Origin of the sequence: Salinarimonas sp. (genome assembly GCF_040111675.1) — a bacterium.
In the GTDB taxonomy this organism is placed as follows: Bacteria; Pseudomonadota; Alphaproteobacteria; order Rhizobiales; family Beijerinckiaceae; genus Salinarimonas.
Window position 1 is genome coordinate 3,103,636 of record NZ_CP157794.1, and the last position, 13,809, is coordinate 3,117,444.

The window sequence follows — 13,809 nt, forward strand, 5'->3', positions numbered from 1 at the left end:
ACGGCGGGGGCCGTGCGCGGGCGAGCGAGACGGTAACGACAGGAGAAGCCATGCGCACGATCACCATCCGGCAGCCGGCCGACATGCACGTGCATTTCCGCGACGGCGCGATGCTGCGCACGGTCGTCCCCTATACCGCGCGGGCCGTGCATGCGGCGATCGTGATGCCGAACCTCTCCCCGCCGGTGACGAACGCGGCCATGGCCGCGGCCTATCGCGAGCGCATCCGCGCCGCCGTCCCCGAGGGCTGCGACTTCACCCCTCTGATGACCTGCTACCTGACCGACGACACCGATCCGTCGGACCTGGTGCGCGGGCACGTGGAGGGCGTCTTCACGGCGGCGAAGCTCTATCCCGCCAACGCCACCACCAATTCCGCCCACGGCGTGACCGACATCCGCAAGCTCGACCGCGTGCTCGCGGCGATGGAGGAAGCGGGCGTTCCCCTCCTCACCCACGGCGAGGTGGTGGGGCCGCACGTCGACATGTTCGACCGCGAGCAGCGCTTCCTGGACGAGGTCATGGCGCCGACGCTCGCGCGCTTTCCGAAGCTGCGCGTCGTCATGGAGCACGTGACGACGCGCGAGGCGGTGGCCTTCGTGCGGGCGCATCCCGAGCGCATGGGCGCGACGATCACGCCGCAGCACCTGATGTACAACCGCAACGCTCTCTTCGCCGGGGGCTTGCGCCCGCACATGTTCTGCCTGCCGATCCTCAAGCGCGAGGAGCACCGCCTCGCGCTGCGCGAGGCGGCGACGAGCGGGGAGAGCCAGTTCTTCCTGGGCACCGACACCGCCCCGCATCTGCGCCACGACAAGGAATCGGCCTGCGGCTGCGCCGGGGTGTTCAGCGCCCCCGTGGCGATCGAGGCCTACATCCAGGTCTTCGCGGAGGAGAACGCGCTCGACCGCTTCGAGGGCTTCGCGTCCCTGAACGGGCCGGCCTTCTACGGCCGAGCCCCGTCCGAGCGCCGCGTCACCTACGCCGAGCGGGCCCGCCCCGTGATGCGCGCCCTGGAGGTGCCCGAGCACGGGGAGCTCGTGCCGCTCCTGTCGGAGGGCCGGACGCACTGGTCGCTGGAGCAAGCCGCCGCATGACGGCGAGCCCGCGCGGCCCCGGCGTCGAGAACGCCGGGGCCGCGGGCGCTTCGCTCAGGTCCCCTCCCCGCCCGCGCGGACCTTCGCAGCGGGCGGCGCCGGGTTTGCCGAGCCGAGCCCCTGCCCGCCGTTCTTGCGGCGGTACTGCCCGTAGATCCCGTAGAGGAGCGAGAGCACGCTGAGCAGCAGGAGCGTGCCCGCGATCGGCCGGGTGAGGATCTCGACGAAGTCGCGGTCGGACAGGATCAGGCCCTGCCGCAGGCTCACCTCGGCGATCGGGCCGAGGACGAGGCCGATGATGAAGCAGGCGATCGGGTAGCCGAGCCTGCGCAGCCCGAAGCCGACGACGCCGAACGCCAGCATGATCGCGATGTCGGCGACGTTGCTGTTGATGGCGTAGACGCCGGTCATGCACATCACGACGATCGCGGGTCCGACGAGCGCGTAGGGCGCCCGCAGGACGAGCGCGAAATAGCGCGCCGCGCGGATGCCGATGACGAGCATCAGCAGGTTCGCGAGCATCATGCCGATGAACACGGAGAACACCAGGATCGGGTTCTGCTGCATCAGCAGCGGCCCCGGCACGATGCCGTGGATGGTGAGGCCGCCAAGCATCACCGCGGTCGTCGCGCTGCCCGGGATGCCGAGGGCGAGCAGCGGGATCATGGAGCCGCCGACGGCGGCGTTGTTGGCCGATTCCGGGGCGGCGATGCCCTCGGGCTCGCCGGTGCCGAAGCGCTCGGGCCGCCTCGACCATCTCACCGCCTCGCTGTAGCTGATGAAGGCCGCGGTGGTCGCGCCGACGCCGGGGAGCGCGCCGATGAACGAGCCGAGCGCGGAGGAGCGCAGCAGCGTGTAGCGCGTGGCCATGAACTCCGCTAGGGAAGGCAGCTTGGTCGAGACGTTCGTGATGGCGTCGGCGCTGCGGTCGCTCTCGCTGACGCGCTGAAGCACCTCGGCCAGCGCGAAGACGCCGATGATCGCCGGCACGAAGCCGATGCCGGTGAGCAGCTCCGAGCTGCCGAAGGTGTAGCGCGGCATGCCGGTGATCGGATCGAGCCCGACGGTCGCCACGGCCAGCCCGAGCAGCCCCGCGACGAGCCCCTTGAGGATGGACCCGGAGCCGATGGAGGCGATCGCCGTGATGCCGAGCACGGCGAGCGCGAAGTATTCGGCCGGGCCGAACTGCAGGGCGAGCTGCGCCATGGGGGGCGCGAGCAGCATCAGGACGATGGTGCCGAAGACGCCGCCGATGGCCGAGGAGGCGAGCGCGATCCCGAGCGCCTTGCCCGCCTCTCCGCGCTTGGCCATCGGGTAGCCGTCGAGAGCGGTGCAGGCCGCCTCGGGGCTGCCGGGCGTGTTGAACAGGATCGCCGAGATCGAGCCGCCGAATGTGGAGCCGACGTAGACGCCCGCCAGCAGAAGCAGCCCCTCGGTCGGGTCGAACAGGAACGTGAACGGGATCAGCAACGCCACGCCGACGATCCCGGTGAGGCCGGGAACGGCGCCGAAGGCGATGCCCCAGACCACGCTCGCCGCGATCAGGACGAAGGTGATCGGATTCCCGGCCATGTAGGCCAGGGCGTCGACGTAAGCTTCCAGCACCGCTTCCTCCCCCGGGGCGCGCTCAGTAGAAAAGCCGGTTGAGCTCGTAGAATGGGCCGACGCCGCGCGGCAGCGGCAGCGACAGGAACCGCGAGAAGACGACGACCAGCGCGACGGTGAAGATCGGCGAGAACAGGACCAGCGCCTTCACGTTCCCGAAGCGCATCACGAGCCCCGCCGCCCACAGGAACAGCAGCGTCGCGATGGCGAAGCCGGTGTAGCGAAAGGCCAGGTAATAGCCGAGGATGAGCGCGCCCATGGCGACGACCCGCCAGGCCGTCGACCTGGGCTGGGCTTCCTTGGACGAAGCCGGCCCGGCACGCGACCCGCCGGCCGTCGCCCTGAGGTCGAGCACGGTGCGCACCACGAGCAGGCCGGAGACGATCGTCAGGGCGGCGAAGACGATCTTCGGCCAGAAATCCGTGTCGATGCCCGCGTAGCGTGGGGATCGCGGAAACCCGTCCGCCATCAGCCAGAACCAGATCGAGCCCCCGAACACCAGGACGGAGAAGGTGAGATCCGTGAGCCTTCGAGCCATGCCGAACTCCCGATCGCAGAAGGACGGCTCGCCGGCCGGCCGGGACCGGCCGACCGGCGCGCCGTCGTCGCGGGCTTACTGGACGTAGCCGAGCTGCTCGAGCACGTCGGTGTAGACGGCGATCTCCTTGTCGATGAAGGCCTGGAACTCCTCCGGGCCGAGCACGACGGAGCGGTACTGGAGGGCGCTGTCCTCCTCGAACTTCTTGTAGCTCTCCGTCTGCGCGGCCTCGGCGATCGCGTCGAACAGCACGGCCGCCTGGGCCGGATCCGCGGTGTCGTGCATGGCGAGGGCGCGCCAGCGGCCGAGGGTGACGTCGAAGCCGAGCTCGACGGCGGTCGGCACGTCGGGCAGCACCGGCAAGCGCTCCTCGGAGAAGACCACGAGCGGGCGCAGGTCGCCGGACTCGATCAGCCCCCGCGCCGGGCCGTACTCCTCGTGCATCAGGTCGACCTGGCCGCCGAGCGTGTTCGAGACCATCTCGGCCGAGCCGAACGGCACGCTCGTGAGCTCGGCGCCGGTCTCGAGGTTCCAGAGCCCGATCACCGTGTCGTCGAACCCGGCGGAGCCGGTGATGCCGACCTTGAGCGAGCCCGGATCGGCCTTGGCCGCCTCGATCAGCTCCTCGATCGTCTCGAAGGGGCTGTCGGCGGGAACGAGGAACAGGCCCTGATCGTACTGGACGCGCGCGAGCGGCATCAGCTCGCCCATGTCGATGCGCCCGAGCGCGTGGTTGATCACCTGGTCGGGGCTGATGGCGAGGAGCGTGTAGCCGTCCGCCGGCCGCTGCTGGAAGTTCGCGTAGGCGGGAATGCCGCCGCCGCCCTGGATCGAGATCGGCACCAGCGCCGCCCCGGTGATCGTCTCGAAGGGCTCGCCGATGGCGCGGATGAAGCGGTCGGTGCCGCCGCCCGGGCCGTATTCGTGGATCACCTCGATCGGGCTCGAGGGATAGTCCTGCGCCTGCGCGGCGCCGACGGCGAGCGCGGCGATCCCGGTCGCGGCGAGGCCCGCCGCCTTGATGGCGTTCAACATGGTCTTCCTCCCTTTCAATGGTCTTCTTCGGGCGCGGCGACGCCGATCTTCGTCGGCTCGCGGCCGCCGCGCGGGTCGGATCAGGAGACGGCGGGCGCCTCCTGTCGTCCGTCGAGCGCCGCCATGGCGGCGTCGACGCCCCCGCCGCGATGCGGCACCCCGGCCTTGCCGAGGCCCATCTCGATCGCGGACAAGGTCCCGAGCAGCATCGCGTCGTTGAAGTCGCCGAGATGCCCGATGCGGAACACCCGGTCGGCGACCTTCGAGAGCCCGTTGCCGAGCGAGACGTCGAAGTGGCGCAGCACGGTGGCGCGGAACGCATCGGCGCTGTGCCCGTCGGGCATCACGGCCGCGGTCAGGACGCCGCTTTCCTGCCCCTGGCGCCGGCACAGGACCTCGAGGCCCCAGGCGCGCACCGCGGCGCGGGTGGCCGCGCCGTGCCGCGCGTGGCGGGCGAAGACGTGGTCGAGGCCTTCCTCGTGCAGCATGGCGACGGCCTCGACGAGGCCGTAGAGCAGGTTCGTCGCCGGCGTGTAGGGAAAGTAGCCGTTGGCGTTGGGGCCGAGCATGTCCTCCCAGTCCCAGTAGGACCGGCGCAGGCGCGCGGACCGCGACGCCTCGAGCGCCGTCTCGCTCACCGCGTTGAAGGACAGGCCCGGCGGCAGCATCAGCCCCTTCTGCGAGCCCGAGACCGCGACGTCGACGCCCCATTCGTCGAAGCGGAAATCGATGGAGGCGAGGCCGGAGATCGTGTCCACCATCAGGAGCGCCGGATGGCCGGCGGCGTCGATGGCGCGCCGCACCTCCGCGATCGGCGAGACCGAGCCGGTGGAGGTCTCGTTGTGGACGACGCACACGGCCTTGATCGCGTGCTCGCGGTCGGCGGAGAGGCGGGCCTCGATCCGCTCGGGATCGGCGCCGCCCCGCCAGTCCCCCTCGATGAACTCCGGCTCGAGGCCGAGCTTGCGGGCCATCTTCATCCACATCGTCGCGAAGTGGCCGGTCTCGTACATCAGCACCCGGTCGCCCTCGGACATCGTGTTGACGAGGGCCGCCTCCCACGCGCCGGTGCCCGAGGCCGGGTAGATGATCACCGGGTTCTTCGTCTTGAACACGCTCTGCATGCCCGAGAGCGCCTGCCGGCCGACCTCGGCGAAGGCCGGACCGCGATGATCGATGGTCTGCGCCGAGATCGCGCGCAGGATGCGGTCCGGAACGGCGCTCGGTCCGGGGATCTGCAGAAAATGCCGGCCGGCTTGGCGCGCCATCGGTCGTCCTCCCTCAGCGTCGCCGCCGATCCCTCTGGACAGATGTCGGCAGCATGAATAATTTTGCATTATGAATACGCGACGCTCTGTCGCGGCGTCAAGGCCCATCGCGGGCGAGCGCTCTGCGGACGCGTTCCGCGAAGCGGACAAGAAGGAAGGAAGAGCCGGCGATGCTGGACGAAGCGCTGAAGAACGGGTTCTCGGGCGAGGTTCTGGTCGATCGCTTCTCGCGCGGCCGCTACGCCACGGACGCCTCGTTCTACCAGATCGTGCCGGCCGGGGTCGCCGTGCCGCGCGGCCGCGACGACGTCGGCCTCGCCCTCGAGGCGGCCCGCCGGGAAGGGATCCCCCTCACCGCCCGCGGCGGCGGCACCTCGCAATGCGGGCAGACCGTCAATGCCGGCCTCGTCGTCGACAATTCGAAGCACTTCAACCGCATCCTCGAGCTCGACGTCGCCGGCCGCCGCTGCGTGGTCGAGCCCGGCATCGTGCTCGACGAGCTGAACCGGGCGCTCAAGCCGCACGGGCTCTGGTTTCCGGTCGACGTCTCGACGGCCTCCCGCGCCACGATCGGCGGGATGGCGGCGAACAATTCCTGCGGCGGCCGCTCGCTGCGCTACGGCACGATGCGCGACAACGTGATCTCGATCGAGGCCTTCCTGGAGGACGGCTCGCTCGCGCGATTCGGCGCGCTGGAGACGCCGCCGCGGCGCGGCGACGACCGCGCGAGCGCGCTCGCGGCCGACATGCTGGATCTCGGTTCGCGGCACGCCCGGCTGATCGAGGAGCGCTTCCCGAAGCTCACCCGCCGGGTCGGCGGCTACAACCTCGACGCCCTCGTGCCCTCGGCGCGGCCGGTCAACCTCGCCCACCTCCTCGTCGGCTCGGAGGGGACGCTCGCCTACTTCACGGCGATCGAGCTGAAGCTCTCGCCGCTCGTCGGGGAGAAGGTCCTCGGCGTCTGCCACTTCCCGACCTTCTACAGCGCGATGGACGCCGCCCGACACCTCGTCGCGCTCGCGCCGCTCTCGGTCGAGCTGGTCGACAGCACGATGATCGGGCTCTCGCGCGAGATCCCGATGTTCCGCGCGACCGTCGATCGATTCGTGCGCGGCGAGCCCGCCGCGGTGCTGCTCGTCGAGTTCGACGAGGGCGACGCCGCCGAGAACGCCCGCAGGCTCGCCGCGCTCGAGGAGACGATGGCCGAGCTCGGCTTCTCGTGGGGCGGCGCCGGCGCGCGCTGGGGCGGCGTCGTGGAGGTGCTCGACCAGCCTCTCCAGGCGCAGATCGCCGAGGTGCGCAAGTCGGGCCTCAACATCATGATGTCGATGAAGGAGGAGCGTAAGCCCGTCTCCTTCGTCGAGGATTGCGCGGTGGCGCTCGAGGACCTCGCCGAGTACACGAGGCGCCTCACCGAGGTGTTCGAGCGCCACGGCACCCACGGCACCTGGTACGCGCACGCCTCGGTCGGCTGCCTGCACGTGCGCCCGGTGCTGAACCTCAAGCAGGAGGCCGACGTGCGGCGCATGCGCCGCATCGCCGAGGAGGCGTTCGCGCTCGTGGCCGAATACAAGGGCTCGCATTCCGGCGAGCACGGCGACGGCATCGTCCGCTCCGAGTTCCACGAGCGGATGTTCGGCCGCGAGGTGACCACGGTCTTCGAGACGGTGAAGCAGGCCTTCGACCCGGGTGGGCGGCTCAACCCGGGCAAGATCGTGCATGCGCCGAAGATGGACGACCGGACGCTGTTCCGCTACCCGCCGGGCTATGCCGTGGGACCGGTCGCCACCGCCTTCGACTGGTCGGCCTATCCCGGCGCCGGCGGCGGCTTCCAGGGCGCCGTCGAGATGTGCAACAACAACGGCGCCTGCCGCAAGCTGAAGGGCGGCGTGATGTGCCCGTCCTACCGCGCCACCCGCAACGAGCGCGACGTCACCCGCGGGCGCGCCAACAGCCTGCGGCTCGCCCTCTCCGGCCAGCTCGGGCCCGACGCCTTCGCCTCCGACGCGATGATGGAGACGATGAAGCTGTGCGTCTCCTGCAAGGGCTGCAAGCGCGAATGCCCGACGGGCGTCGACATGGCCAAGATGAAGATCGAGGTGCTCGCGGCCCGCGCCGCGACGCACGGCCTGAGCCTGCACGACCGGCTCGTGGGCTACCTTCCGGTCTACGCCCGCCTCGCCTCGCGGATGCCGTTCGCCTTCAACGCCCGGGACGCGGTGCCCGGCCTCGCGCGCCTTCTGGAGGGGCCGACCGGCTTCTCGGCGCGGCGCAAGCTGCCGCGCTGGTCGTCGCGCCCCTTCCGCGACGGGGAGCTCGGCGCGGCGGCGGGCGAGGCCGACGTCGTGCTCCTCGCCGACACCTTCAACCGCTATTTCGAGCCGCAGAACCTGCGCGCCGCGGCCCGCGTGCTCGCGGCCGCGGGGCGGCGCACGGGCGTCGCGGCGGAGCCCGGATCGCGCCGTCCGCTCTGCTGCGGGCGCACCTATCTCTCCGTCGGCCTGGTGGACCGGGCGCGCGCGGAGGCGAAGCGCCTGCTGGCCGCGCTGCGGCCGCATGTCGAGGCCGGGCGGCCGATCGTCGGGCTGGAGCCGAGCTGCCTGCTCACCCTGCGCGACGAGATCCCCGCCCTGCTTCCGGGCGAGGAGAGCCGCGCGCTCGCCGCGCAGGCGCTGATGCTCGAGGAATATCTCGCCCGCGAGAGCGACGCGGGCCGGCTCGCGCTGCCGCTGAAGTCGCCGGCGCCGCGCGTCCTGCTGCACGGGCACTGCCATCAGAAGGCGATGAACGTCGTGCCCGCGATCCGCAAGACGCTCGACCTCCTGCCGGACACGGCGATCGAGACGGTGGAGACGAGCTGCTGCGGAATGGCGGGATCTTTCGGATACGGCGCCGACACCCTGGACGTTTCGCTGCAAATGGGCGAATTGGATCTCCTCCCGGCGGTGCGCGCCGCCGATCCGGGCACGATCGTGGTGGCGGACGGGACGTCCTGCCGGCACCAGATCGCCGACGGCGCCGGCCGCGACGCGGTCCACGTCGCGCGACTGCTGGAGATGGCGCTGGACGAAGGGGCGGCTCGATGACGGTTCTGACCACCGTTCAGGCGATCAAGCGAACGTCGCTGCACGAGGAGCTCGCGCAAAGCCTCCAGCAGCTCATCGTGGACGGGACGCTCCCGCCCGGCACCAAGGTGCCGGAACGGGAGCTGTGCGGGCAGTACAACGTCTCGCGCACGCCGATGCGCGAGGCGCTGAAGGTGCTCGCCAAGGAAGGCCTCGTCACGCTCGAGCCCAATCGCGGCGCCTGGGTGACGCGGATCACGCTGGAGGACCTGGAGGAGGTGTTTCCCGTCATGGGCGCGCTCGAGGCGCTGTCGGGAGAGCTCGCCTGCCGGAACGTCACGGACGCCGAGATCGCCGAGATCCGGCGGCTGCACGAGGCCATGGTCGGCCATTACGAGCGCCGCGAGCTGACCGCCTATTTCGCCCTCAACCAGCAGATCCACGAGGCCATTCTCCAGGCCTCGCGCAACGGCACGCTGATCGCGCAATACCGCTCGCTGGCGATCCGCATCCGGCGGGCGCGCTACGTCGCCAACATGACGGAGGCGCGCTGGAGCCGGGCGGTGGCGGAGCACGAGGAGATCCTCGCCCGTCTCGAGCAGCGCGACGGCCCCGGCCTCGCCCAGACGCTCCGCGCGCATCTGCAGAACAAGCTCGAGACCGTGCGCGACTGGGTCCGCGCCGACGCCGCCGCCGACCCGCACCCTCGACGCCAGGCCGCCGCCCCGGCCTGAGGGCGCCCGACGTCGCGGCGAAGCCACGGATGCGGCGGCGACCAGCCGCCTGGGCGGCGGCATGCGGCGCGCCTTCGGCGCAGGTCTCGCGCTCTCGGCCCCTCCGCGTGCGCCCCGCCGTCTAGCCTGGCACGTCCGCAGCGTGCACGCCGGCAGGGTGGCTGGGGAGACGGCGGGCGCCGCTGCAAACGGCCCTCCCCGACCCGCTCCGCGGGTCGCCCCTCCCTGAAGGGAGGGGAATCTCGTCGCCGCCAGCAGGAAAGGCCAGGAGCCTGCCTGGCCTTCTCCCATAAAGGTCACCCTTCGTACTCGGCTATATGAAAGCCCCGGGCGCTCGCGCGCCCGGGGCAATCACCTCACATCAAGAACACCCCGTCGTCCCCCCGCAGGTGTCGCACTTCAGGCACGTCCCGTTCCGCACCAGCGTGAAGTTCGCGCATTCCGGGCAGGCCTCGCCCTCGTAGCCCTTCATCCGCGCCTCCGCCCGCCGGTCGGCGACCGAGGCGGTGGGGGCGGCGGCGCCCGCCTGCATCTCCCGCTCGACCACCGGCTCCGCCTTGAGCGCCGTCGCCGTGCGCGCACCGCCGGCCGTCGGCATGCCCGCCTCGCGGGCGAGCGCCGTCACGAGCGGCTGGGGCACCGCGCCCCCGGCCCCGCCGGGGATGAGCATCAGCTTGTCGGTCTTGCCGCGGGTGAAACCGCGGGAGACGAAGGCGGCCGGGCTCGGCTGGGTGGCGGGGGCGCGGGACTGGTCCTCGCCCTTGCCGAGCACGTCGTGGCCGATCTCGCTCGGGTCGACATGGGCGAGGTCGTAGCGGCCGAGATAGGAGATCGCGAGCTCGCGGAAGACGTAGTCCAGGATCGAGGTCGCGTTCTTGATCGACTCGTTGCCGGTGACGAAGCCCGAGGGCTCGAAGCGGGTGAAGGTGAAGGCCTCCACGTATTCCTCGAGCGGCACGCCGTACTGGAGGCCGAGCGAGATGGCGATGGCGAAGTTGTTCATCATCGCCCGGAAGGCCGCGCCCTCCTTGTGCATGTCGATGAAGATCTCGCCGAGCCGCCCGTCGTCGTACTCGCCGGTGCGCAGATACACCTTGTGGCCGCCCACCACCGCCTTCTGGGTGTAGCCCTTGCGGCGGCCGGGCATCTTCTCGCGCTCGCGCACGCGCTCGACGCGCTCGATCACCCGCTCGACGATCTTCTCGGCGACCTCGGCCGCGCGGGCGGGGGCCGCCTGCGCGAGCAGCGCCTCCACCGCATCGGCGGCGTCCTCCTCCTCCGCCTCGTCCTCGATGAGGGCGGAATTGAGCGGCTGGGAAAGCTTCGAGCCGTCGCGGTAGAGGGCGTTCGCCTTCAGCGCCAGGCGCCAGGAGAGCATGTAGGCGCTCTTGCAGTCCTCGACCGTGGCGTCGTTGGGCATGTTGATGGTCTTGGAGATCGCCCCCGAGATGAAGGGCTGCGCCGCGGCCATCATGCGGATGTGGCTCTCCACCGAAAGGTAGCGCCTGCCGACGCGCCCGCACGGATTGGCGCAATCGAAGACCGGGTAGTGCTCGACCTTCAGGTGCGGCGCCCCCTCCAGCGTCATCGCCCCGCAGACGTGGATGTTCGCGGCCTCGACGTCCTTCCTCGAGAAGCCGAGATGGGCGAGGAGATCGAAGGACGGGTCGGTGAGCTTCTCGGCCGGGACCTTCAGGGCGCCGGTGAGGAAGTCCTCGCCGAGCGTCCACTTGTTGAAGACGAACTTGATGTCGAAGGCCGACTTCATCCCCGCCTCGAGGGCCGCGATCTTCTCGTCGGTGAAGCCCTTCGCCTTGAGGCTCTGCGGGTTGATGGCCGGGGCCTGCGCGATCGAGCCGTGGCCGAGCGCGTAGACCTCGATCTCGGCGATCTCGTGCTCGCGGTAGCCGAGCGTGCGCAGCGCGTCGGGCACCGCGCGGTTGATGATCTTGAAGTAGCCGCCGCCGGCGAGCTTCTTGAACTTGACGAGCGCGAAATCGGGCTCGATGCCGGTCGTGTCGCAATCCATGACGAGGCCGATCGTGCCGGTGGGCGCGATCACGGTCGCCTGGGCGTTGCGGTAGCCGTGCTCCTCGCCGAGCGCCAGGGCGCGGTCCCAGGCCGCGCGGGCGCGGGCCACCAGATCGGGCTGCGGGCACGAGGCGTGATCGAGCGGCACGGGGGTGGTGGAGAGCCCCTCGTAGCCGGAGGTCTCGCCGTGGGCCGCGCGGCGATGGTTGCGCATGACGCGCAGCATGTGCGCGGTGTTCGTCTCGTAGCCCGGGAAGGGCCCGAGTTCGGAGGCCATCTCGGCCGAGGTGGCGTAGGCGACGCCCGTCATGATCGCGGTGAGCGCGCCGCAGAGCGCCCGGCCCTCGTCCGAATCGTAGGGCAGGCCCATGGTCATGAGCAGGCCGCCGATATTGGCGTAGCCCAGCCCGAGCGTGCGGTAGCGGTAGGAGAGCTCGGCGATCTCGCGGCTCGGGAACTGCGCCATCGTGACCGAGATCTCGAGCACCATCGTCCACAGCCGGCAGAGATGCTCGTAGCCCGCGACGTCGAAGGTCTTCGCCTCGCGGTGGTAGAATTGCAGCAGGTTGGCCGAGGCGAGATTGCAGGCCGTGTCGTCGAGGAACATGTACTCGGAGCACGGGTTCGAGCCGCGGATCTTCCCCGACGCCGGGCAGGTGTGCCAGTCGTTCATGGTGGTGTTGAAGTGCAGGCCCGGATCGGCGGAGGCCCAGGCGGCGTAGCCGATCTTCTCCCACAGCTCGGCGGCCTTGACCGTCTTCTTCACCTTGCCGTTCTGGCGCCAGGTCAGGCTCCAGTCGCCGTCCTGCTCGACGGCGCGCAGGAAGTCGTCGGTGATCGACACCGAGTTGTTCGAGTTCTGGCCGGAGACGGTGAGGTAGGCCTCCGAATCCCAGTCCGTGTCGTAGATCGGGAACTCGATGTCGGTGTAGCCCTGGCGCGCGAACTGGATCACGCGCTTGATGTAGCTGTCGGGCACCATCGCCCGGCGCGCGGCCTTGATCTCGCGCTTGAGGGCGGGGTTCCTCTCGGGATCGAAGCAGGCCTCGTCGTCGCCGCCATCGACCTCGCAATTGACGCAGGCCTTGAGCACCGCCTTGAGGTGCTTCGAGTTCAGCTTGGAGCCGGTGACGAGGGCCGCGACCTTCTGCTCCTCCTTCACCTTCCAGTCGATATAGGCCTCGATGTCGGGATGGTCGATGTCGACGACGACCATCTTGGCCGCGCGGCGCGTGGTGCCGCCCGACTTGATGGCGCCCGCCGCGCGGTCGCCGATCTTGAGGAAGGACATCAGGCCCGACGACTTGCCGCCGCCCGACAGCCGCTCGCCCTCCCCGCGCAGCCGCGAGAAGTTGGAGCCCGTGCCGGAGCCGTACTTGAACAGGCGCGCCTCGCGCACCCACAGGTCCATGATGCCGCCCTCGTTGACGAGGTCGTCCTCGACGGACTGGATGAAGCAGGCGTGCGGCTGCGGGTGCTCGTAGGCCGAGGCGGACTTCACGAGCTCGCCGGTCTTGTAGTCGACGTAGAAGTGCCCCTGGCTCGGGCCGTCGATGCCGTAGGCCCAATGCAGGCCGGTGTTGAACCATTGCGGCGAGTTCGGCGCCACCATCTGCATGGCGAGCATATAGCGCAGCTCGTCGAAGAAGGCGCTCGCGTCCTCCTCGGCGGTGAAGTAGCCGCCCTTCCAGCCCCAATAGGTCCAGCAGCCCGCGAGCCGGTCGAAGACCTGGCGGGAGGAGACCTCCGAGCCGGAACGCTCCTCCTCCGGGAGATCGGCGAGCGCCGCCTCGTCGGCGACGGAGCGCCACAGGAAGGAGGGAACGTCGTTCTCCTCGACCCTCTTCAGGCGCGCGGGCACGCCCGCCTTGCGGAAGTACTTCTGCGCGAGGACGTCGCAGGCGACCTGCGACCAGGCCTCCGGCACGTCGATGTTCTCCAGCCGGAACACGACGGAGCCGTCCGGATTGCGGATCTCGCTCGTCGCCTTCCGGAAGGTGATGCCGGAGTAGGGGTCGCGCCCCGCACTCGTGTATCGCCGCTCGATCCGCATCGTCCCCAAGTCCCTGAATCTGGTCCCGCCGCAGCGCGGCCGGGGTTTCAGCCCCGGACGGCCCCGCACGGGCCGCCCCTCCTCGTCCGACGAGCCGTGCCGGCCCCTGGTCGGGAACGCGCGCGGCCGTTCGCAGGTCGCCTGTCGGCGGCTGCGTCGGGTTGGCGCTGCGCTCCGTTCTGGAAGGGCTCGGCCGGGGCCTTCCTGGCCCGCCGCCGCTCGTCTCGTCGGATGACGAAAAGCTGTCACCAGCCGGGGCGCGCGTCAACACCTAGTGCTCGGGGTCATCCCCAGCCCTAGATATGGTGTGGCCTGTTAAGATTGTGGATATCTTCAGGAGCTTTCGGTAAGCCGTTCCGGCCGAACGCTTTTTCGGCCCCGCG

General features: G+C 70.4%; 8 protein-coding genes. 3 read left to right on the top strand and 5 right to left on the bottom strand.

The features are described 5' to 3' along the window. The first annotated feature begins 50 nt into the window (after positions 1-50). Positions 51-1,097 (top strand): dihydroorotase, encoded by a 1,047-nt coding sequence (gene pyrC, locus ABL310_RS14435; protein ID WP_349367710.1) that lies wholly within the window; start codon positions 51-53, stop codon positions 1,095-1,097. Positions 1,098-1,151: 54 nt separating this feature from the next. Here pyrC and ABL310_RS14440 read toward each other — a convergent pair whose 3' ends face one another. The 4 genes from ABL310_RS14440 to ABL310_RS14455 all read right to left on the bottom strand — a co-directional run bounded on the left by ABL310_RS14440 (position 1,152) and on the right by ABL310_RS14455 (position 5,543). Further along, a complete protein-coding gene (locus tag ABL310_RS14440; protein ID WP_349367711.1) occupies positions 1,152-2,702 on the bottom strand; it encodes a tripartite tricarboxylate transporter permease in 1,551 nt (516 codons plus the stop codon). 22 nt (positions 2,703-2,724) lie between these two features. After that, positions 2,725-3,240, bottom strand: coding sequence for a tripartite tricarboxylate transporter TctB family protein (locus ABL310_RS14445; protein WP_349367712.1), 516 nt, complete (start codon positions 3,238-3,240; stop codon positions 2,725-2,727). 75 nt (positions 3,241-3,315) lie between these two features. Beyond that, the gene (locus ABL310_RS14450; RefSeq protein WP_349367713.1) at positions 3,316-4,275 is read right to left on the bottom strand and encodes a tripartite tricarboxylate transporter substrate binding protein; all 960 of its coding nucleotides are present in this window, start codon (positions 4,273-4,275) and stop codon (positions 3,316-3,318) included. Positions 4,276-4,355: 80 nt separating this feature from the next. After that, a complete protein-coding gene (locus tag ABL310_RS14455; RefSeq protein ID WP_349367714.1) occupies positions 4,356-5,543 on the bottom strand; it encodes an aminotransferase class V-fold PLP-dependent enzyme in 1,188 nt (395 codons plus the stop codon). Between the two features lie 170 nt (positions 5,544-5,713). On the opposite strand from ABL310_RS14455, the gene ABL310_RS14460 reads away from it, so the two are divergent. Together ABL310_RS14460 and ABL310_RS14465 are read left to right on the top strand one after the other, a co-directional pair. Beyond that, a complete protein-coding gene (locus ABL310_RS14460; protein ID WP_349367715.1) occupies positions 5,714-8,629 on the top strand; it encodes an FAD-linked oxidase C-terminal domain-containing protein in 2,916 nt (971 codons plus the stop codon). Next, positions 8,626-9,342, top strand: coding sequence for a GntR family transcriptional regulator (locus ABL310_RS14465; protein WP_349367716.1), 717 nt, complete (start codon positions 8,626-8,628; stop codon positions 9,340-9,342). Before ABL310_RS14460 ends, ABL310_RS14465 begins: the two co-directional genes overlap by 4 nt. Before the next feature lie 361 nt (positions 9,343-9,703). Here the strand turns inward: ABL310_RS14465 and ABL310_RS14470 are convergent, their stop codons facing one another. Then, positions 9,704-13,426, bottom strand: a complete 3,723-nt coding sequence (locus ABL310_RS14470) for a vitamin B12-dependent ribonucleotide reductase (RefSeq protein ID WP_349367717.1) — start codon at positions 13,424-13,426, stop codon at positions 9,704-9,706. Positions 13,427-13,809 lie beyond the last annotated feature (383 nt).

Excerpts from the sequence above, each read along its gene's own strand:
- ABL310_RS14450 (WP_349367713.1), bottom strand. The coding sequence starts at position 4,275 with ATGTTGAACGCCATCAAGGCGGCGGGCCTCGCCGCGACCGGGATCGCC.
- ABL310_RS14465 (WP_349367716.1), top strand. The coding sequence starts at position 8,626 with ATGACGGTTCTGACCACCGTTCAGGCGATCAAGCGAACGTCGCTGCAC.
- ABL310_RS14455 (WP_349367714.1), bottom strand. The coding sequence starts at position 5,543 with ATGGCGCGCCAAGCCGGCCGGCATTTTCTGCAGATCCCCGGACCGAGC.
- ABL310_RS14445 (WP_349367712.1), bottom strand. The coding sequence starts at position 3,240 with ATGGCTCGAAGGCTCACGGATCTCACCTTCTCCGTCCTGGTGTTCGGG.
- pyrC (WP_349367710.1), top strand. The coding sequence starts at position 51 with ATGCGCACGATCACCATCCGGCAGCCGGCCGACATGCACGTGCATTTC.
- ABL310_RS14460 (WP_349367715.1), top strand. The coding sequence starts at position 5,714 with ATGCTGGACGAAGCGCTGAAGAACGGGTTCTCGGGCGAGGTTCTGGTC.
- ABL310_RS14470 (WP_349367717.1), bottom strand. The coding sequence starts at position 13,426 with ATGCGGATCGAGCGGCGATACACGAGTGCGGGGCGCGACCCCTACTCC.